Genomic DNA, 21,128 nt, shown 5'->3' with positions numbered 1-21,128 from the left:
GACGACGCCTCCGGGGCACCCGTCGCGCCGCGCTACCGCGCTACCGCGCGTTGAAGTACTTCGCCTCCGGGTGGTGGATGACGATCGCGTCCGTGGACTGCTCCGGGTGGAGCTGGAACTCCTCGGAGAGCTGGACACCGATGCGCTCGGGCTCCAAGAGCTGAGCGATCTTGGCGCGGTCCTCGAGGTCCGGGCACGCTCCGTAGCCGAGCGAGAAGCGGGCGCCGCGGTACTTCAGCGCGAACATGTCCTCCATCTCGGAGGGGTCCTCGCCGGAGAAGCCCAGCTCGGAGCGGACGCGTGCGTGCCAGTACTCGGCGAGCGCCTCGGCCAACTGGACGGACAGGCCGTGCAGTTCGAGGTAGTCGCGGTACGAGTTCGACTCGAAGAGCTTGGCGGTCTCCTCGCCGATCCGGGAGCCGACGGTGACGACCTGGAGGCCGACGACATCGGTCTCGCCCGACTCCTCCGGGCGGAAGAAGTCCGCGAGGCACAGGCGGCGGCCGCGGCGCTGGCGCGGGAACGTGAAGCGGGTGCGCTCATTGCCCTGGTCGTCGAGGAGGATCAGATCCTCGCCCTTGGACACGCACGGGAAGTAGCCGTAGACGACGGCCGCTTCCAGCAGGTTCTTGGTGTGCAGCTCGTCGAGCCAGCCGCGCAGGCGCGGGCGGCCCTCGGTCTCCACGAGCTCCTCGTACGTGGGCCCGTCGCCGGTGCGTGCCTGCTTGAGGCCCCACTGGCCCTTGAACAGCGCGTCCTCGTCGAGCCAGGAGGCGTACTCCTTGAGCTGGATGCCCTTGATGACGCGGGTGCCCCAGAAGGGCGGCTCGGGGACCGGGTTGTCGGTGGACGTGTCGGAGCGTGCGGGCCCCTCTTCGGGCCGCTCCTCGATCTGTACGTTGCCCGCCTTCACCCGACGCTGCTTGAGCTCCGGCAGTGTCGCACCCGGCACGCCCCGCTTGACGGCGATCAGGGCATCCATCAGACGCAGGCCCTCGAACGCGTCGCGCGCGTAACGGACTTCGCCCTCATAGATCTCGTGGAGGTCCTGCTCGACATACGCCCTCGTCAGCGCCGCGCCACCCAGAATGACGGGGAAGTCGGCGGCCATCTTGCGCTGGTTGAGCTCCTCCAGGTTCTCCTTCATGATCACCGTCGACTTGACGAGGAGTCCGGACATACCGATGACGTCGGCCCGGTGCTCCTCGGCGGCCTCCAGGATCGCGGAGACGGGCTGCTTGATGCCCAGATTCACCACGTTGTAGCCGTTGTTCGACAGGATGATGTCGACGAGGTTCTTGCCGATGTCGTGAACGTCGCCACGCACGGTGGCCAGGACGATGGTCCCCTTGCCCTCGGCATCGGACTTCTCCATGTGCGGCTCCAGATACGCCACCGCGTTCTTCATGACCTCGGCGGACTGGAGAACGAACGGCAACTGCATCTGGCCCGACCCGAAGAGCTCGCCGACAACCTTCATACCGTCCAGAAGCGTCTCGTTGACGATTCCCAGCGCCGGGCGGGACTGCAAGGCCTCGTCGAGATCGGCCTCCAGGCCGTTCTTCTCACCGTCGATGATGCGGCGCTTGAGGCGCTCGTCCAGCGGCAGCGCGGCCAGCTCCTCCGCCTTGCCGGCCTTGAGAGACTTCGCGGTGGCGCCCTCGAACAGCGCCATCAACTTCTGCAGCGGGTCGTAACCCTCGGCACGACGGTCATGGATCAGGTCGAGCGCCGTCTGCACCTCCTCCTCGCTGAACCGCGCGATCGGCAAGATCTTCGACGCGTGCACGATCGCCGAGTCCAGGCCCGCCTTCACACACTCGTCCAGGAACACCGAGTTGAGGAGGATACGGGCGGCCGGATTGAGACCGAAGGAGATGTTCGACAGACCGAGCGTCGTCTGCACGTCCGGATGGCGCTTCTTCAGCTCACGGATCGCGCCAATGGTCGCGATACCGTCCTTGCGGGACTCCTCCTGACCCGTGCAGATCGTGAAGGTCAGGCAGTCGATGAGGATGTCCGACTCATGGATACCCCAATTGCCGGTCAGGTCGTCGATCAGACGCTCGGCGATGGCGACCTTGTGCTCGACGGTGCGAGCCTGACCCTCCTCGTCGATCGTCAGCGCGATCAGCGCCGCGCCGTGCTCCTGCGCGAGCCGGGTGACCTTCGCGAAACGGGACTCGGGACCGTCACCGTCCTCGTAGTTCACCGAGTTGATGACCGCGCGACCACCGAGCTTCTCCAACCCGGCCCGCAGGACCTCGACCTCCGTGGAGTCCAGGACGATCGGCAGCGTCGACGCCGTCGCGAAGCGGCCGGCCAACTCCTCCATGTCGGCGACGCCGTCACGGCCCACATAGTCCACGCACAGATCCAGCATGTGCGCGCCCTCGCGGATCTGGTCGCGAGCCATCTCCACGCAGTCGTCCCAACGGGCCTCCAGCATCGCCTCGCGGAACTTCTTCGAGCCGTTCGCGTTCGTCCGCTCCCCGATCGCCATGTACGCGGTGTCCTGACGGAACGGGACCGTCTGGTACAGCGAGGCGGCACCCGGCTCGGGACGCGGCTCGCGAACGGCGGGCGTCAGGTCGCGGACGCGCTCGACGACCTGGCGCAGGTGCTCGGGCGTGGTACCGCAGCAGCCGCCGACGAGCGAGAGCCCGTACTCGCGGACGAACGTCTCCTGGGCGTCGGCCAGCTCGGGAGCGGTCAGCGGGTAGTGCGCGCCGTTCTTGCCGAGGACGGGCAGGCCGGCGTTGGGCATGCAGGACAGCGGGATGCGGGAGTGGCGGGCGAGGTAGCGCAGGTGCTCGCTCATCTCGGCCGGGCCGGTGGCGCAGTTCAGGCCGATCATGTCGATGCCGAGGGGCTCCAGGGCGGTCAGCGCCGCGCCGATCTCGGAGCCGAGGAGCATCGTGCCGGTGGTCTCGACCGTGACCGAGCAGATCAGCGGGAGGTTCGCGCCGGTGGCGTCGAGGGCGCGGCGGGCGCCGATGATCGAGGCCTTGGTCTGGAGCAGGTCCTGCGTGGTCTCGACGAGGAGCGCGTCAGCGCCGCCGGCGATCATGCCCTCGGCGTTCTGCTGGTAGGCGTCGCGCAGCGCGGTGTACGCGGCGTGGCCGAGGGTGGGCAGCTTGGTGCCGGGGCCCATCGAGCCGAGCACCCAGCGCTGCTGACCGGTGCTCGTCGTGAACTCGTCGGCGACCTCGCGGGCGATACGCGCGCCGGCCTCGGAGAGCTCGAAGACGCGTTCGGGGATGTCGTACTCCCCCAGGGCCGCGAGGTTTGCGCCGAACGTGTTCGTCTCGACGCAGTCGACGCCGACCGCGAAGTACTCCTCGTGGACGGAACGCACGATGTCGGGGCGGGTGACGTTCAGGATCTCGTTGCAGCCCTCGAGGTTCTCGAAGTCCTCGAGAGTCGGGTCCTGCGCCTGGAGCATCGTGCCCATCGCACCGTCGGCCACGACCACACGGGTGGCCAGGGCTTCACGGAGGGCGTCGGCTCGGGTCCGGCCGGCGGGGTCGGTGGACGGGACGGGCGTTGGCAACGAGGCCATGAAAGTGCTCCCTGAGGTGCGACGGCTGTCGGCTTTGCGGCTCCCATGGAGGAGGCGCACCCGGCCAGGGTAGCCGGGCCGGTGGTTTCTCCGCGGAGGCGTCCACTGGACGGAACACCATGTGGCGCAGGGTGCGGGTGCGCACAGGAGTGACCCGAACCGGGGCGTCGAGCCAAACGGGGCGAAATATAGGCTCCTCGCGTATTCGCACGAGGTCGGCAACGACCGATAGTGTTCAGCATTGTCGAACGTTGCTCGGCGAGAGGATCGAGGAGGAAGGGCTGGGATGGCACGGAACATCCAGTCACTCGAGCGGGCAGCCGCCATGCTGCGGCTCCTTGCGGGCGGTGAGCGCCGGCTCGGCCTCTCGGACATCGCCTCCGCACTGGGGCTGGCCAAGGGCACGGCGCACGGCATCCTGCGGACGCTGCAGCACGAGGGCTTCGTCGAGCAGGACGCCCCGTCGGGCCGCTACCAGCTGGGCGCGGAGCTGCTGCGCCTGGGCAACAGCTATCTGGACGTGCACGAGCTGCGGGCGCGCGCGCTGGTGTGGACGGACGACCTGGCGCGCTCCAGCGGCGAGAGCGTCTATCTCGGCGTACTGCACCAGCAGGGCGTACTGATCGTGCACCACGTGTTCCGGCCCGACGACAGCCGTCAGGTCCTGGAGGTCGGGGCGATGCAGCCGCTGCACTCCACGGCGCTCGGCAAGGTCCTCTCGGCGTACGACCCGGTGGCGCACAGCGAGGTGGTCGAGGTGGACCGCAAGGCGTTCACCGGGCGGACCGTGAGCGACATCGTGGAGTTCGAGACGCTCCTCGACCTGACCCGCGCGCGCGGCTACGCGGACGACGTCGAGGAGACCTGGGAGGGCGTCGCCTCCGTCGCGGCCCCGATCCACGACCGGCGGCGCATGCCGGTCGGCGCGGTCGGCATAACCGGCGCCGTGGAGCGCGTGTGCGTCGACGGAGACCTGCGCCCCGAGCTCGTCGCCGCCGTGCGGGACTGCGCCCGCGCCGTCTCCCGGGACCTGGGCGCCAGCCGCTTCTGAGCGCCCGCGCCGCCTCGAGGGCGCACTCCGGACGAACGCAAGGCCCCGCTTCCCGGCGGGGCCTTCGCCGTTTCAGCGTGCAGGCCGCAGCTTTACGGGCCACGATCGACGGACGTGCAGTCCAGACACGCAACCGATAGCCCGACCCGATCAATAACGATCGAGTTTTCGATAACCGAAACCATTGACTAGTAAGTAACCCCGGGGTGAGACTCGCGTCCATCGGTCGGCATTGTCGAACACCTACCGGCAACAGGCGTTAGAGTGTGGCAAGCCAGGGCCGAAAACGCCCTCACCTGAGGGCGCGAACCACCGGAGAGGGACCCGGGGTTCGGCTTCCCTGGACGAAGGACAAAGGAGTCGCGGGTGTCCAGCTCCGACATCTTCATCGGCGAGACCATCGGTACCGCCGTACTCATCCTGCTCGGCGGTGGCGTGTGCGCCGCCGTCACGCTGAAGAACTCAAAGGCGCGCAACGCCGGCTGGCTCGCGATCACCTTCGGGTGGGGCTTCGCCGTACTGACCGGCGCCTACCTGGCAGGGGGCGTGTCAGGCGCCCACCTGAACCCGGCGGTCACCATCGGTCTCGCCATCGAGGGCGGCACCAAGTGGAGCGATGTTCCGCTCTACCTGGGCTCGCAGCTCCTGGGCGCGATGATCGGTGCCCTGCTGGTCTGGGCGACGTACTACGGCCAGTTCCACGCGCATCTGACCGACCCGGAGATCCTCGCCGCCCCGCCGGCCGAGGAAGGCATGATCCAGGAGAAGGTCTCGCCCAAGGCGGGCCCGGTGCTCGGCATCTTCTCGACCGGTCCTGAGATCCGGAACGTGGCGCAGAACCTCATCACGGAGATCATCGCCACGGTCGTGCTCGTCCTGGCCATCCTCACGCAGGGCCTCAATGACGGAGGCAACGGCCTGGGCGTCCTCGGCGCCATGGTCACCGCGTTCGTCGTGGTCGGTATCGGCCTCTCCCTCGGCGGGCCCACGGGCTACGCGATCAACCCGGTCCGCGACCTCGGACCCCGCATCGTGCACTCCCTGCTGCCCCTGCCGAACAAGGGCGGCTCCGACTGGACGTACGCCTGGATCCCGGTCGCCGGCCCTCTCATCGGCGGCGCCATAGCGGGCGGTCTCTACAACATCGCCTTCAAGTAGGCGACAGACCCCCCTACGCACCCTCCGCCAGAGCCGCACCGAGAACTTCCAGGAGCAGACCGTGACCGACGCACACACCGCGGGCCCGTTCATCGCAGCGATCGACCAGGGCACCACCTCCAGCCGTTGCATCGTGTTCGACAAGGACGGCCGGATCGTCTCCGTCGACCAGAAGGAGCACGAGCAGATCTTCCCGAAGCCGGGCTGGGTCGAGCACAACGCGACCGAGATCTGGACCAACGTCCAGGAGGTCGTCGCCGGGGCCGTCACGAAGGCCGGCATCACCCGGGACGACATCAAGGCCATCGGCATCACCAACCAGCGCGAGACGACGCTGCTGTGGGACAAGAACACGGGTGAGCCCGTCCACAACGCCATCGTCTGGCAGGACACCCGCACCGACGCCCTGTGCAAGGAACTCGGGCGCAATGTGGGCCAGGACCGCTTCCGCCGCGAGACGGGCCTCCCGCTGGCCTCCTACTTCGCGGGTCCCAAGGCCCGCTGGCTGCTCGACAACGTCGAGGGGCTCAAGGAGCGCGCCGAGGCCGGCGACATCCTCTTCGGCACGATGGACTCCTGGGTCATCTGGAACCTGACGGGCGGTGTCAACGGCGGCAAGCACGTCACCGACGTCACCAACGCCTCCCGCACCATGCTGATGAACCTCCACACCATGGAGTGGGACGCGAAGATCGCCGAGTCCATCGGCGTCCCGCTGGCCATGCTGCCGGAGATCCGCTCGTCCGCCGAGGTGTACGGCGAGGTCAGCGGCGGCCCTCTCGGCGAACTCCTCGGCGGCATTCCCGTCGCGTCCGCGCTCGGCGACCAGCAGGCGGCCCTGTTCGGCCAGACCTGTTTCTCCGAGGGCGAGGCCAAGTCGACGTACGGCACCGGCACCTTCCTGCTGATGAACACCGGCGACAAGCCCGTCAACTCGTACAACGGCCTGCTGACCACCGTCGGCTACCGCATCGGCGACCAGAAGGCGGTCTATGCCCTGGAGGGCTCGATCGCCGTCACCGGTTCGCTGGTGCAGTGGATGCGCGACCAGATGGGCCTGATCTCCACCGCCGCCGAGATCGAGACGCTGGCGTCGTCGGTCGAGGACAACGGCGGCGCGTACTTCGTGCCGGCCTTCTCCGGTCTGTTCGCCCCGTACTGGCGCTCCGACGCCCGCGGTGTGATCGCCGGCCTGACCCGGTACGTCACCAAGGCGCACCTCGCGCGCGCCGTGCTCGAGGCCACCGCCTGGCAGACCCGTGAGATCACCGACGCCATGACGAAGGACTCCGGCGTCGAGCTCGCGGCGATCAAGGTCGACGGCGGCATGACCTCCAACAACCTGCTGATGCAGACGCTCTCGGACTTCGTGGACGCCCCTGTGGTGCGCCCGATGGTCGCCGAGACCACCTGCCTCGGTGCCGCCTACGCCGCCGGTCTCGCCGTCGGCTTCTGGTCCTCGACCGACGAGCTGCGCGCCAACTGGCGCAGGGCCGCCGAGTGGACCCCCAACATGGCCGCGGAGAAGCGCGACCGTGAGTACAAGAGCTGGCTCAAGGCCGTTGAACGCTCCATGGGCTGGCTCGACGAAAGTGGCGAGGAGTAAGACATGACCACCCTGCAGAGCGTCCCTGCCCTCGGGACGCATCCGGCCGTCGGCTCGACTGCGTCGTTCAAGGCAGCGAGCCGCGCCGAGACCCGGGAGCAGCTCTCCAAGGCGCAGTACGACCTCCTGGTGATCGGCGGCGGAATCCTGGGCATCTCCACCGCCTGGCATGCCGCGCAGTCGGGACTGCGGGTGGCCCTGGTGGACGCCGGTGACTTCGCCGGCGCCACCTCCTCCGCCTCCTCCAAGCTCCTCCACGGCGGTCTGCGCTACCTGCAGACCGGCGCGGTGAAGCTGGTGGCGGAGAACCACTTCGAGCGGCGTGCGGTGTCGCGTCAGGTGGCACCGCACCTCGCCAACCCGCTCACCTTCTACCTGCCCGTCTACAAGGGCGGCCCGCACGGCGCCGCGAAGCTGGGCGCGGGCGTGTTCGCGTACAGCGCCCTGTCGGCGTTCGGTGACGGTGTCGGGCACCTGCTCTCCCCCGCGAAGGCACAGCAGGACGTGCCCGAGCTGCGGACGGAGAACCTCAAGGCCGTGGCCGTGTACGGCGACGACCAGATGAACGACGCGCGCATGGCCCTGATGACGGTCCGCGCGGCCGTCGACTCGGGCGCCGTGGTCCTCAACCACGCCGAGGTCACGGGCCTGCGCTTCACCCGGGGCCGGGTCACGGGCGCGGACCTCAAGGACCGCGTCGACGGCGAGGAGTTCGGCGTGAACGCCCGGCTCGTGCTGAACGCGACCGGCCCCTGGGTCGACCACCTGCGCGCCATGGAGGACCCGAACGCGGCCCCCTCCATCCGCCTCTCCAAGGGCGCGCACCTCGTCCTCAAGCGCACCTCCCCGTGGAAGGCCGCGCTCGCGACGCCGATCGACAAGTACCGCATCACGTTCGCTCTGCCGTGGGAGGACATGCTGCTCCTCGGCACGACCGACGAGGAGTACGAGGGTGACCCGCGCGACGTGTCGGTCACCGAGAAGGACACCGACCAGATACTCGACGAGGCGGCCTTCTCGGTACGGGACCAGCAGCTGAAGCGGGATCTGATCACGTACTCGTTCGCGGGTCTGCGCGTGCTGCCCGGCGGGCCCGGGGACACGTCGAAGGCCAAGCGCGAGACGGTCGTCACCGAGGGCCGCGGCGGCATGCTGTCCGTCGCCGGCGGCAAGTGGACGACGTTCCGCCACATCGGCCGCACGGTGATGAAGAAGCTGGAGTCCCTGCCGGGCCACCCGCTGGGCGAGGACTTCGAGCCGGTCAAGGAGCTGCCGAAGCGGATGCCGCTGCCGGGTGTCGCCAACCCGCGCGCCGTCGCGCACCGCCTCCTGGTCGACAACCCGGCCCCGGGTCCGCGCATGGCGGCCGACACGGCCAAGCACCTGGCCACGCACTACGGTTCGCTGGCCTTCGACATCGCGCGGATGGCCAACGAGAACCCGGAGCTCGGCCGGCGGGTCCACCCGGACGCCCCGGAGATCTGGGCGCAGGTCGCCTACGCCCGCGACCACGAGTGGGCCGAGACGGCGGACGACGTGCTGCGCCGCCGCACCACGCTGACGATCCGCGGCCTGGCCACGGACGACGTGCGCGCCAAGGTCCAGGACGTGCTCGACAAGAAGTAGGCACCCCTGGATTCACGTGACTTGAGGGGCGGCTCCCACGGGGGGTGCCGCCCCTCTCGCATGTCCTGGTGCACTGCCATGCCGCGTACATACGCCCGCAATGCCCGGGCGCGAGAGTGGACGCATGAAGTTCCAGGTCCTGTCGATCATCGGCCATGCGCCGCACCCCCTCACCGGTGAACTCCCCTCCGCCGCCGACCGGTTGACGCAGGTCGTCGACGTCGGTGTCGCGGCGGAGGAGTTCGGCTTCGACGCGTACGCGGTCGGCGAGCGGCACGCGGGGGCGTTCCTTTCGTCGAGCCCGACGGTGATCCTCGGTGCGCTGGCCGCCCGTACGTCCCGTATCAGGCTGCTGACCGGCGTGACGGTCGTCGCGATCCTCGATCCGGTGCGGGTCGCCGAGGACTACGCGACGTTGGACCAACTCTCCCGCGGTCGCGTCGAGCTGGTCATCGGCAAGGGCGCCGAAGCCGGCCACTTCGACCTCTTCGGGCTCGACGAGGAGCGGCAGTGGGACCTCCAGAGGGAGAAGTACGAGCTCCTTCGGCGGCTGTGGAGCGAGGAAGGCGTCGACTGGGAAGGGGAGTTCAGGCCCGCCCTGAAGAACGTGACGACGGTGCCGCGCCCGTACGACGGACGGCCGCGCGTCTGGCACGGCTCGGCGACCTCGCTCAACTCCCCCGAGCTGGCGGCCCGGCACGGTGATCCACTGTTCACGGCCAACGCCATCCAGCCGCGGGCGGCCTACGCGAAGCTCATCGACCACTACCGGGAGCGGTTCGAGGCGTACGGGCACGATCCGGCACGGGCGCACGTCGCGGCGGGCTCGGGCGGCCTGCTCATCGCGGACTCGCACGAGCGGGCGGTGGCGCGCTTCAAGGAGCTGTACGAGGCCAAGGTCGCGCAGTCCTTCAAGCCGCACCTGGAGGGCAGGGCGGGGTACAACACGCCGTTCCGCACGATCGAGGAGGCCATCGCGGACGGGCCCCAGCTGATCGGTTCGCCGCAGCAGATCATCGACAAGATCCTCGGCTACCACGAGGTGTACCGGCACGACCTCCAGTCGGTCACCGTCGACACCTTCGGGCAGGGGACGGGCGAGCAGGTCGAGACGCTCCAGCGGTTCGCCGAGGAGATCGCGCCGGTGATCAGGAGGGAGGCGCCCAGCTCCCTGTGGGAGTGAGCGCCCCCGTTCCGGGAAACCGCATCGTCGCCGGGAAACCGCTTCGTCGCTAAGAAGCCGCTTCGTCCGGGGTGTCCGAGGCGAGGATGGAGTTCTCCAGCTTGCGCAGGAGCCGCGCGAGCTGGCGGCGCTCTGCCGGGGAGAGCTCGCCGAGCATCCGGCGTTCGTTGTCGAGGTGCTCGGTGAAGACCTCGTCGACCTTGGCGAGCCCTTCGTCCGTGAGCCGCGAGTAGACGACCCTGCGGTCACCGGCGTCGCGCTCCCGGACGATCAGGCCGTCCTTCTCCAGGCGGTCTATGCGCAGCGTGACCCCGGCCGACGAGACGAGCCCCTGGTCGGCGAGCTGCCCCGCGGTCAGGCGGTACGGCTCGCCGGAGCGGCGCAGCGCGGTCAGCACGTCGAATCCGGCGACGGAGAGCCCGTGCCGCTCTATCGACGCGATGAGCTTGGTGTTGTACCGCAGGAACGAGCGGTGCAGCCGGGCGAGGACCTCCAGTGGGGTCGTGTCCAGCTCGGGCCGCTCACGCGCCCAGTCCTCGATGACCTCCGCCACGGCATCACGCCGTGCCGCCTTCCGTTCAGTCATCCCCGTCCCCTCGGCCGCTCCCGGGCGTGACGCGATGTCCTACGCCCCTGAAAATCCTACCCCTGAAGGGATCGGGGGGTGGAAGCGCGTCGGGCGAAGAGGCGGATCACGGCGATCGTGACGAGCACGGCCGCGGCCGGGACGGCGGCCTTCCGAAGGAGGACGGGCAGCGCGGCCGCGCCGAGATCCACCGCCTCGGGCTCGCGGGCCGGGGACGAGAGCGCCGCCGCCGGTTCCATGGTGGCCGGTTCCCTCAGCAACTCCTGCAGGCGGTCGGCGAATTGCCGCACGATGCGGTCGCCCACCTCGGTCATGATGCCGCGGCCGAACTGGGCGGGGCGGCCGGTGATGTCGAGGTCGGTGCGGACGCGGACCCGGGTGCCCGCCGGGTCGGCGGTGAGGGACGCGGTGACGGTGGCGGACGCGGTGCCCGCGCCCCGGGTCTCGCTGCCGCTGAGGTCGAGGACCATCGAGCGGCCGCTCTCGTCGCGGGTCACGGTGCCCTCGCCGCGGTAGCTCATCTGCACGGCGCCGACCTTCACCTTGACGCGTCCGGTGAACGCGTCGCCGTCGAGGGTGTCGAGCACGGCGCCCGGCATGCAGGGGGCCACACGGCCGAGGTCGAGGAAGAGTTTCCACGCGTCGTCCGGCGCGGCCGGGACGGTGAAGGAGTGGTCGAGTCGCATGGGTGGGTGTCCGATCGTCGGGGTGGAGCGGAGCCGGGTCAGCGGGCGGCCGTGGGCCGGCCGGCCTCGCGGAGCAGGTCGCGTACGCGGCTGGGTGAGAGGGGACCGCGCCGGACCACCACGCCGAAGGGGCGCAGCGCGTCCTCGACGGCGTTTGCGATGACGGCCTGCGGGGCGATGGCGCCGCCCTCGCCGAGACCCTTGACGCCGAGGTCGTTCATCGGGCTCGGGGAGTGGATCTCGTCGAGGTCGAGGTCGGGTATCTCGGACGAGGTCGGCACCAGGTAGTCCATGTAGGTGCCGGTACGGGGCTGGCCGTCGGGGCCGTAGACCATCTCCTCGTAGAGCGCGCCGCCGATGCCCTGGGCGATACCGCCGGTGACCTGACCCTCGGCGATCATCGGGTTGACGATGACGCCCGCGTCGTGGACGGCCACGTAGTGCAGGATCTCGGTCTCGCCGGTGTGTTCGTCGACCTCGACGACGACGGCGTGCGCGCCGCTCGAGACGGCGAAGCCGGGCGGGCGGAAGTGCACGGTCTCGCTGAGCTCGGTGCCGTGCCGGCCGTCGGTGGGCTCGGGGGTGCCGGGGAGGGGGGCCCGGCCGGCGAGTTCGGACAGGGTGAGGGCCGGCTCCTCGGCGGTCTTGGACGTGATGACGCCCTCGCGCAGGTCGAGGGCGTCGGCGGGGACACCGAGCCGGCGGGCCGCGGCCTCGATGATCTTCTCGCGGACGAGGCGGCCGGCCCGGTGCGTGGCGTTGCCCGCGTTGACGAGGGCCCGGCTGGCGATGGTGCCGACGCCGAACGGGGTGGCGGAGGTGTCCCCGCCCACCACGTCGACGACGTCGAAGGGCACCCCTATCGCGTCGGCGGCGATCTGCGCCATGGACGTGCGATGTCCCTGCCCCTGGGAAGGCGCGCCGATCGCCAGCTTGACCCGGCCACTGGGCGCGATGTCGATGCGCGCGGTCTCGAACGGGCCGAGTCCCGTCGCCTCGATGTACATCGCGAAGCCGACCCCGACGAGCCTGCCGTCGCGGGCGCCCTCGCGCTGCCGGGCGCGCACCCCTTCGACATCGGCCTTGGCGACGGCGCGCCGCAGCAGCTCGGGGAAGTCCCCGGAGTCGTACGACTGCGGCTTGCCGGAGCGGTCGACGAGGCCCGTCGCGTAGGGCATCTCGTCGGGACCCACGAGGTTGCGGGCCCTCAACTCGGCGGGTTCGAGGCCGAGTTCGGCGGCGAGGCGGTCCATCGCACGCTCCATCGCGAAGACGGTCTCGGGGCGGCCCGCTCCCCGGTAGGGAGTGGCGAAGGTGGTGTTGGTGAGGACGCCGACGACGTCGATGTCCACGTGCGGCACGCGGTAGGGCCCCAGGAGGTGGCACACCGAGTTGTAGGGCACGACCAGGCCGGTCATGTTGTACGCGCCGAAGTTGACGGTGATGCGGTCGCGTACGGCGAGGAGGTGGCCCTGCGCGTCCGCGGCCAGTTCGATGCGGTGGATCTGCTCTCGGGCGTGCGAGGAGGCCGTCAGGTTCTCGTTGCGGTCCTCGCGCCAGAGCACGGGGCGGCCCAGGACGCGGGCCGCGTACGGGACGAGCATCTCCTCGACGTAGAGGATGCCCTTCTGTCCGAAGCCGCCGCCGACATCGGTGGCGATGACGCGGACGCGTTCCGCGTCGAGGCCGAGCGTGTGCGCCGTGGCCTCCCGCACCCGGTGCGGGGTCTGGGTGTTGGACCAGACGGTCAGCTCGCCGCTGTACGGGTCGACCTGGGCCGAGACCGCGCGGGTCTCGATGGGCGAGGCGACATAGCGGTGGGCCCGGAACTCCTCACTGACGACGGTGTGGGCCGAGGCGAACGCCGCGTCGGGGTCGCCCACCTTGGTGGCCACGGCGACGGCGGTGTTGTCGCGCAGCTCGTCGTGGAGCAGCGGCGCGCCGTCGGTCAGCGCCTGGTCGGGGTCGACGAGGACGGGCAGGGGCGCGTAGCGGACGTCGACGAGTTCGAGGGCGTCCTCGGCGAGGTAGCGGTTCTCGGCCAGGACGACCGCGACGGGCTGGCCGACGTAGAGGACCCTGTCCGTGGCGAGGAGCGGCATCGGGGTGATCGCGACGTACGGGTCGAGGAGTTCGGCGAGGCCGGGCGGGGTGCGCAGCTCCTCCCTGTTGAGCATGGCGGGCAGGTGGGCCACGTCGGCGCCGGTCCAGACGGCGACGACCCCGGGGGCGGCGAGCGCGGCGGTGACGTCGACCGACCGGATGCGGGCGTGGGCGTGCGGGCTGCGCAGGAAGGCGGCCTCGGCGGCACCGGGCAGGGCGACGTCGTCGACGTAGCGGCCGTTGCCCCGCAGGAGGCGGTCGTCCTCGACGCGCGGAACGGGGCGGCCGGTCCAGGGGCCGCCGTCCGGCGTGGGCTGCTGGGGTCCGTGGGACATACGGGTCACTCCCCCCGCCCGGCGGGGCCGCCGGCGAAGCGCTCGTCCAGCGCCTGGCACACGGCACGGCGGATGTTGCGGTACCCCGTGCAGCGGCACAGGTGTCCGCTGAGGGCGTCGGCGACATCAGCAGCGTCGGGCCGCTCGGGCTGTTCGGTCAGCGCGGTCGCCGTCATCACGAATCCGGGGGTGCAGAAGCCGCACTGCATCCCGTGGCACTCGTGGAACGCCCGCTGTACGGGGGTGAGCGGGGCGTCACCGGGGGCGAGGCCCTCGACCGTGCGCAGCTCGGCGCCCGTGCACTGCACGGCCAGGGTCAGGCAGGAGCGGGCCGGCTCCCCGTCGACGAGGACGGTGCAGGCACCGCAGACACCGTGCTCGCAGCCGACGTGGGTGCCGGTGAGGCGCAACCGGTCCCGCAGGAAGTCGCTGAGCAGCAGCCGGGACTCCACCTGGGCGGTCACGGGCGCGCCGTTGACGGTGAGGCGGATCTCGTGCCAGCCGGAGGGTTCGGCGAGCGGCGGCGGGGCGGCGTGGGTGGCCGTCGCCGGGTCGGGGGTGGCGAGGTAGGTGGTCATGAGCAGCGCTCCCAGGCGAGGGTGCAGGCACGGACGAGGAGATGGGCGGCGGCCTCGCGGCGGTAGGCGGCCGTGGCGTGGACGTCGTCGGCGGGTGTGAGCCCGGCGAGCGCGGCGGACGCGGCCGCGTCGAGGGCCGCCGCTCCCGCGTCGGTCCCGGTCAGCGCCTCCTCGACGGCGGGCAGGCGGACGGGGACGGGGCCCGCGCCGCAGAAGACCGCGCGGGCGGCTGCGACCGTGCGCCGGTCCGGCGCCCGGCGCAGGGTGACCGCGACGCCGACTGTGGCGAAGTCACCATGTCTGCGGGCGAGTTCCTCGAAGGCCCAGCCGTCACCGGCCCGCGGCGGCAGGACCACCTCGGTGAGGAGCTCGTCCGGTGCCACGGCGGTCTGGAAAGTGGCCACGAAGAAGTCGGCGGCGCCGACGGTACGGGTGCCGCCGGGTCCGGCGATCACGAAGCGGGCGTCGAGGGCGAGCGCGGCGGTCGGCAGTTCGGCGGCGGGGTCGTGGTGCGCGAGGCTGCCGCAGACCGTGCCGCGGTGGCGGATCTGCGGGTGCCCGATGCGCCGGATCGCCGCCGCGAGCAGGGGCCACCCGTCGTGCACCGCGGGGTCGTCCGCGGCCCGGGACTGGCGGACGGCGGCGCCGACGTGCAGGGCGCCCGACGCGTCGACGTAGAGGCGGTCGAGGCAGGGGACCCGCGTGATGTCGACGAGCAGTCCCGGGCGGGCGAGGCGCATGCTGAGCATGGGGATCAGGGACTGGCCGCCGGCCAGGACCTTGGCCTCCCGCTCCTCGTCGGCGAGGAGGGCGAGCACCTCGGCGACGCTGCCTGGAGCGCTGTAGTCAAAGGGTGTCGGTTTCAACCGGCTTCCACCAGGCCTCTCGGGTCGACGCATCTATCTAACGCCTAAAATGATTTACACTAAAGTTTCTTCTTGGCAAGAGGGTGCAGCCGATTCGATGTGCTCGAGGTGAGCGACATGCGACACGTGATCGACCAGGCAGCCGCGTGGCAGGCCTCCACGACCCGCTTCGCGATGGCGACGGTCGTCCGCACCTGGGGCTCCGCCCCGCACGCTGCGGGCACGTCGATGCTGGTCGCCGAGGACGGCCGCGTCGTCGGCAGCGTCTCCGGCGGCTGTGTGGAGGCCGCGGTGTGCGCGGTCGCGGAGGACGTCCTCGCCGGTGCGGGGCCCGCCCGCGAGACGTACGGGGTCAGCGATGACGACGCCTTCTCGGTGGGTCTGACCTGCGGCGGAACCATAGAGGTGCTGATACGCGAGGTCACCGGCGACGCACCGCTCGCCCGGGTGGCCGCCGACCTCGCGGCCCATGTCCCGGTGGCGCTGGTGACGCCGGCGGAGGGCGGGCCGGGAAGCCTCGCCGCCGGTGCGTCCGGGGTGAGCGGGACGCTGGGCGACGCACGGCTCGACCGGGCTGCGGCTCAGGCGGCCGAAGCGCTGCTCGCCCGCGGCACGAGCGGCCTCATACGCGTCGGCGAGCCGGGCTCGGACCCGTCGTGCGCGCCCGAGCGGGAACTGTTCGTGCAGGCCTTCGGGGTGCCACCGCACCTCCTGGTGTGCGGGGCGGTCGAGTTCGCACGCCCCCTCGTACGGATCGGAGCGCTGCTCGGACACCGGGTGACCGTGTGCGACGCCCGCCCGACCTTCGCGACGGCCGCCCGTTTCCCCGACGCGCACGAGGTCGTCGTGGACTGGCCGGACCGCTGGTTCGCGGCACACGAGGACCAGGTGGACGCGGCCACCGCCGTGTGCGTGCTGACCCATGACGCCCGGTTCGACGTGCCCGTCCTCGAACTGGCGCTGCGCAGTCGGGCCGGGTACGTGGGCGCCATGGGCAGCCGGCGCACCCACGAGGACCGGCTGGCACGGCTGCGGGCCGCCGGACTCGGCGAGGCCGAACTCGCTCGACTGCGCTCTCCGATCGGCCTCGATCTGGGCGGGCGCGGGCCGGAGGAGACGGCCGTGTCCATCGCGGCGGAGCTCATCGCGGTGCGGCGGGGCGGCAGCGGGCGGGCGCTGAGCGGCCTCGCGGGGCCGGTGCACGCGTCGTGAGCCATTTTTGAACGGGCGTTTTTGAACGGCCGTTCCGGTCGTACCCCGCGAGAGTGCTCCGGACAGGCACGTCGGCAGTGGCGGGCGACGGCGACGGCGGCGGCCTGGGCGGTCGCCCGCCACGACCGGCCCGAACACCCCATTCTGAACACTCGTTTAATCTGAGGCACGTGGACGCAGAGCACAGCACCCCGGACCGGACCGCCCCCGAGCCCCGTCGCGGCCGCTCCCACGACCCCGAGGGTCGGCGCAGCGCCGTGCTGGAGGCGGCGCGTCGGCTTTTCGCGGCCCAGGGCTACAAGGGGGTCGGCATCCGGGCCATCGCCGCTGAGGCAGGCGTCACCCCCGGCCTGGTCATGGCGTACTTCGGCTCGAAGGACGGACTGTTCCGCGAGGTGGTCGGCGGCGGGACCGGGGTCACCGAGGGCGTGCTCGACGACCCCTCGGTCGGCCGGGAGGAGCTGCCGCACGCGCTCGCCCACGACTATCTCGACCGCTGGGACCGGCTCCCCGCGCACGACCCCTGGCCGGCGCTGATCCGCTCGGGGCTCAGCCATCCCCCCAGCGCCGAGCTGCTGTCCACGATCCTCGACCGGCAGGTGAGCGAGCCCCTGCGGCGACTGCTCGGCGACTGCGACGCGGCGGACGCACGGATCGCCATGATCCGCAGCATCCTCTTCGGCGTGATCATGGAGCGCTATCTGTTCGCCCACGAACCGGCCACTTCGGTGCCGACGGGCACCCTGGAGCCCGTCCTCGCGGACGTCCTGACAGCGGCGCTGACCGGGCGGATCCCGGAGCGGCGGGCCCCGGAACCGGATCCCGCGGCAGCCCCCCGCCCGCTTGTGCGCGAGGCCCCCGGCGCGTCCGGCCCCGCCGTGTTCGCCGCGCTCAACGCCTGCGCCGCGCACTACCGGACCCTGATCGGCCGCGTCGTGAAGCGGCACGGCATCAGCCTGGCCGCCTTCGAAGTGCTGTCCGCGCTGCACGCGACGAGCGCCCCGTACCGGCGCACGATGGGCGAGATCGCTGCGGCCGGCGCGGTCAGCGCGGGCGGTGTCACCCAGCAGGCCGACCGCCTCGTGGAGGCCGGCCTCATCGAACGCGAACGTGACGGCCAGGACCGCCGCATCGTCCATCTCCGCCTCACCCCGGCCGGGGCCGACCTGGTCGGCCGGGTGGCCGAGGAGCGCCGCGCACACGAACGGGAGCTGCTCGCGGGGCTGGTGCCGGGCGAACAGCGGCAACTCGCGGCGCTGCTGGACGGCTTGGGACGGTCGATGACGGAGGGACAAGGCTGAGCCCGCACGGCGGAACAGGGCTGAGCCCGCACGGCGGGCACGCGAACGGCGCCGGCCCCGTCGCACCCCCCGCGCGACAGACCGACGCCGAACACCTGACCATCCCTCAGGAGTTGAGCTCCTCCAGCGTCTTCCCCTTCGTCTCCACCGCGAACAGCGCGATCACCGCACCCACCGCGGCCACCCCGGCGAGCTGGGCGAAGACAAGGGTCAGGCTGCCGCCCCCGCCGATGATCGCGCCGACCGTGATCGGGCCCAGGATGACGCCGAGGCGGTTCCAGAGGCCGCCGAACGCGGCGCCCTTGGCGCGGTTGCGCGTCGGGTACAGCTCGGGCGAGTAGAGGTAGAGGCCCGCGTTGATCGCGTACACGAAGAACGTCGTGCAGGAGGCGAAGATCGCGACCTGGCTGCCCGATGTCACGCCGACCAGGGCGAGCGTCGCGAGGGTGAAGGTGGTGCCGCCGAGTGCGGCCACGAGGGCGGGGCGCCGGCCCACGCGGTCGATGACGAGGGCGACGGCGAGGGTGCCGAGGAGTCCCGTCACATTGCTGAGCAGCGTGTAGACGAGCGCGGTGGTCAGGTCGAGCCCGAAGTTCTTGGTGTAGAGCGACGGCAGCCAGGTGGAGATGCCGTGGTTGACGTAGTACGCGACGAACCAGAGCCCGGAGACCACGGTCGTGCGGCGCAGGTAGCGGCCGGTGAACAGCTCGCGCAGGCGGCCCCGGGAGGTCTCCTCCGCCCGGTCCGCGGCCGGTTGCGGCAGGGGTTCCCCGGTGGCGGCGGCGACCTCCTCCTCGATCCGTGCGATGGCCCGCTCGGCCTCCTCGGTGCGGCCCTGGGAGAGCAGCCACCGCGGTGATTCGGCGACGTGCTTGGGCAGGGCGGCGGCGAGCAGGACGGGCAGGGCGCCGATCACGAACATCGCGCGCCAGCCGAGGTTCGGCACCACCCACACGGCGACGAGGGTGGCCGCGGCCAGACCGGCCGGGAAGATCATCTCGTAGATCAGTACGAAGCGCCCGCGCTTGTCGGAGCGGGCGATCTCGTTGATGTACGTGGCCGCCACGGGGACGACTCCGCCGATGCCGAGACCCTGGACGAAGCGGAAGAGCGAGAAGAGCTCGATGCCGTTCGAGAAGGCCACGGCGAGGCTCCCGAGCGCGGTGACGGCGACACCGAGGGCCACGGTCCGCACCCGGCCGATCCGGTCGCCCAGCCACCCGGCGACCAGGGCGCCCAGCAGCATGCCGACGGAGCCCGTGGTCACCGCGAAGGTGGCCTGGCCCGTGCTCAGGTGCCAGTCCTTGATCAGGACGGGCAGCGCGGACGCGGCAAGGAGCTGGTCGAACGCCTCGAAGAACGTCACGGCGCCGATCAGGAACCGGACCTTCACGTGCCAGCGGGATTGCGGGAGTCGTTCGAGTCGGGCTGCTATCGAGCCGAGGCCTGACTTGCCGGCCACAGTCGTCATGAGGGGGTCCTTCCGCGACAACGCGAACAGAGGAGTTGCGCAGACACTAAGAGGACTTATCTAAGGGGTCAATGATTAATGGCTTAGATACATCGGAAGTGACCTCACCGTCACCCTTACGTAACCCACCTCGGACACCGTCGCGCGACGACTTCGCCGCAGGGTCTTGCGGGAAAATACTTAAGCGCTTAGATTTCTAGCACTGAGCAAGCCGGTAGGCGCAACCAACGTGAGTGAGCGCCTCGGTGAGCCCAACTCCCCCGTACCCGTTGGCCGTAGACCGCCTGGAGGTCCCGCCCGTGCCTCACCACCCCACCGACATCCTGATCGCGGGCCAGTGGCGACGCGGCGCGGGCGAGGCGGTCGAGACCGTCGACCCGGCGACCGGAGAGGTGCTCGCCACCGTCCACTCCGCGTCCGCCGACGAGGTCGACGAAGCCGCTCGGGCCGCCGCGCGCGCCGTGGCCGACCCGGCCTGGCGCGATCTCCTCCCCCACCAGCGGGCCCGACTCCTGTACCGGATCGCGGAGTTGACCGAGGAGGCCGCCGGCGAGCTCGCGGCCCTCCAGACCGCCGACACCGGCAAGACCCTCACCGAGACGAAGGCCCTCGCGCTCAGCGCGGCCGGCACCTTCCGGTACATGGCGGCGGCCCTGGAGACGGCCGAGGAGACCCTCACCCCGTCCCGCGGCCCGTACGTGACGATGAGCGTGTACGAGCCGATCGGCGTCGTGGGCGCGATCAACCCCTGGAACTCGCCGGTCGCCAGCGACGCGCAGAAGATCGCGCCCGCCCTCGCCGGCGGCAACGCCGTCCTGCTGAAGCCCGCCGCCTGGACCCCGCTGGTCTCCCTCGCGCTCGGGCGCCTGATCCACCAGGCGCTCGGCGAACTCGGACTGCCGACCGCCCTGCTGTCGGTCCTGCCCGGCAGCGGCCGGGTCGTCGGGGACGCGATCGTGCACCACCCCCTGGTGACCAGGATCGGCTTCACCGGCGGCACGGAGACCGGCCGGTCCATCGCGGCCGTGGCGGCCTCGAAGCTGATCCCCGCCTCCCTCGAACTCGGCGGCAAGTCGCCGACGATCGTGCGCGCGGACGCGGACGTCGAGCAGGCACTGGCGGGCGTGATGTTCGGGATCTTCTCGTCCAGCGGCCAGTCGTGCATCGCGGGTTCGCGGCTCTTCGTGGCACGCGAGATCTACGACAGCTTCGTCGGCGAACTCGTCGAGCGGGTGAGCAAGTTGCGCGTCGGTCCCGGCACGGACCCCGGAACCCAGGTCGGGCCGCTGGTCCACCACCGGCACCGGGACTCCGTCGCCGCCTATGTCGATCTGGCCCGCTCCGAGGGCGCCCGGGTGCTGTGCGGCGGCCGGGCGCCCGAGGGCGACACGTACCGGGACGGCGCGTACTACCTGCCCACCGTCCTCGACGGGCTCCCCAACACCTCACGGACCTGCCAGGAGGAGATCTTCGGACCCGTCCTGGTCGCCCTGCCCTACGACGACGAGGACGACCTGGTCCGCCAGGCCAACGACTCCGTCTACGGGCTCGCCTGCGGGATCTGGACCCGTGACCACCGGGCCGCGTGGCGCCTGGCCCGCCGGATCGAGGCGGGGACGGTCTGGATCAACACGTACAAGCAGTTCAGCGCGTCCACCCCGTTCAGCGGGATGAAGGACAGCGGTCTCGGTACGGAGAAGGGCCGCGACGCCATCCGCGCCTACCAGCGCCAGAAGTCCCTGTACTGGGGCACTTCGGACGCGCCCCTGCCCTGGGCCAACTGACCGCCCCGTCGTCTGGAGAC

Annotated in this window: 15 protein-coding genes; 8 read left to right on the top strand and 7 right to left on the bottom strand. The window is 71.0% G+C overall.

Annotated features, from left to right (window positions below):
- Nucleotides 1-40: 40 nt before the first annotated feature.
- On the bottom strand, nt 41-3,562 hold the full coding sequence (metH, locus tag OG574_RS35920) for a methionine synthase (protein WP_326776598.1): 3,522 nt from the start codon (nt 3,560-3,562) through the stop codon (nt 41-43).
- Nucleotides 3,563-3,848: 286 nt separating this feature from the next.
- Here metH and OG574_RS35915 point away from each other — a divergent pair, with 286 nt between their 5' ends.
- From OG574_RS35915 to OG574_RS35895, 5 genes are all read left to right on the top strand, one after another.
- On the top strand, nt 3,849-4,613 hold the full coding sequence (locus tag OG574_RS35915; protein WP_326776597.1) for an IclR family transcriptional regulator: 765 nt from the start codon (nt 3,849-3,851) through the stop codon (nt 4,611-4,613).
- A 366-nt stretch (nt 4,614-4,979) separates the two neighbouring features.
- Complete coding sequence (locus OG574_RS35910) at nt 4,980-5,771, top strand: MIP/aquaporin family protein (protein ID WP_326776596.1); 792 nt, start codon at nt 4,980-4,982, stop codon at nt 5,769-5,771.
- Between the two features lie 61 nt (nt 5,772-5,832).
- The gene (gene glpK, locus OG574_RS35905; RefSeq protein ID WP_326776595.1) at nt 5,833-7,377 is read left to right on the top strand and encodes a glycerol kinase GlpK; all 1,545 of its coding nucleotides are present in this window, start codon (nt 5,833-5,835) and stop codon (nt 7,375-7,377) included.
- Nucleotides 7,378-7,380: 3 nt separating this feature from the next.
- Complete coding sequence (locus OG574_RS35900; protein WP_100599040.1) at nt 7,381-9,003, top strand: glycerol-3-phosphate dehydrogenase/oxidase; 1,623 nt, start codon at nt 7,381-7,383, stop codon at nt 9,001-9,003.
- A 124-nt stretch (nt 9,004-9,127) separates the two neighbouring features.
- Entirely contained in the window at nt 9,128-10,186 is a 1,059-nt protein-coding gene (locus tag OG574_RS35895; protein ID WP_326776594.1) for an LLM class flavin-dependent oxidoreductase, read from the top strand.
- Between the two features lie 49 nt (nt 10,187-10,235).
- Here the strand turns inward: OG574_RS35895 and OG574_RS35890 are convergent, their stop codons facing one another.
- The 5 genes from OG574_RS35890 to OG574_RS35870 are packed head-to-tail and all read right to left on the bottom strand — an operon-like array spanning nt 10,236 to nt 15,340.
- On the bottom strand, nt 10,236-10,772 hold the full coding sequence (locus tag OG574_RS35890) for a MarR family winged helix-turn-helix transcriptional regulator (protein ID WP_100599042.1): 537 nt from the start codon (nt 10,770-10,772) through the stop codon (nt 10,236-10,238).
- Nucleotides 10,773-10,828: 56 nt separating this feature from the next.
- A complete protein-coding gene (locus OG574_RS35885; RefSeq protein ID WP_326776593.1) occupies nt 10,829-11,458 on the bottom strand; it encodes an SRPBCC family protein in 630 nt (209 codons plus the stop codon).
- Nucleotides 11,459-11,496: 38 nt separating this feature from the next.
- Nucleotides 11,497-13,896 (bottom strand): xanthine dehydrogenase family protein molybdopterin-binding subunit, encoded by a 2,400-nt coding sequence (locus OG574_RS35880; RefSeq protein ID WP_326776592.1) that lies wholly within the window; start codon nt 13,894-13,896, stop codon nt 11,497-11,499.
- Nucleotides 13,897-13,901: 5 nt separating this feature from the next.
- A complete protein-coding gene (locus OG574_RS35875; RefSeq protein ID WP_326776591.1) occupies nt 13,902-14,474 on the bottom strand; it encodes a (2Fe-2S)-binding protein in 573 nt (190 codons plus the stop codon).
- Complete coding sequence (locus OG574_RS35870) at nt 14,471-15,340, bottom strand: FAD binding domain-containing protein (protein WP_326776590.1); 870 nt, start codon at nt 15,338-15,340, stop codon at nt 14,471-14,473. The genes OG574_RS35875 and OG574_RS35870 overlap by 4 nt, the downstream gene beginning before the upstream one ends.
- A gap of 117 nt (nt 15,341-15,457) precedes the next feature.
- On the opposite strand from OG574_RS35870, the gene OG574_RS35865 reads away from it, so the two are divergent.
- Both OG574_RS35865 and OG574_RS35860 read left to right on the top strand, forming a co-directional pair.
- Entirely contained in the window at nt 15,458-16,552 is a 1,095-nt protein-coding gene (locus OG574_RS35865) for an XdhC family protein (protein WP_326776589.1), read from the top strand.
- Between the two features lie 170 nt (nt 16,553-16,722).
- Nucleotides 16,723-17,853, top strand: coding sequence for a TetR/AcrR family transcriptional regulator (locus tag OG574_RS35860; RefSeq protein WP_326776588.1), 1,131 nt, complete (start codon nt 16,723-16,725; stop codon nt 17,851-17,853).
- A gap of 106 nt (nt 17,854-17,959) precedes the next feature.
- Here the strand turns inward: OG574_RS35860 and OG574_RS35855 are convergent, their stop codons facing one another.
- Nucleotides 17,960-19,324, bottom strand: a complete 1,365-nt coding sequence (locus tag OG574_RS35855; RefSeq protein ID WP_326776587.1) for an MFS transporter — start codon at nt 19,322-19,324, stop codon at nt 17,960-17,962.
- A 299-nt stretch (nt 19,325-19,623) separates the two neighbouring features.
- On the opposite strand from OG574_RS35855, the gene OG574_RS35850 reads away from it, so the two are divergent.
- Nucleotides 19,624-21,108 (top strand): aldehyde dehydrogenase, encoded by a 1,485-nt coding sequence (locus tag OG574_RS35850; RefSeq protein WP_326776586.1) that lies wholly within the window; start codon nt 19,624-19,626, stop codon nt 21,106-21,108.
- The last annotated feature ends 20 nt before the right edge of the window (nt 21,109-21,128 follow it).

It is taken from the genome of Streptomyces sp. NBC_01445 (genome assembly GCF_035918235.1).
In the GTDB taxonomy this organism is placed as follows: Bacteria; Actinomycetota; Actinomycetes; order Streptomycetales; family Streptomycetaceae; genus Streptomyces.
This window is presented reverse-complemented; position numbering and strand designations above follow the sequence as displayed.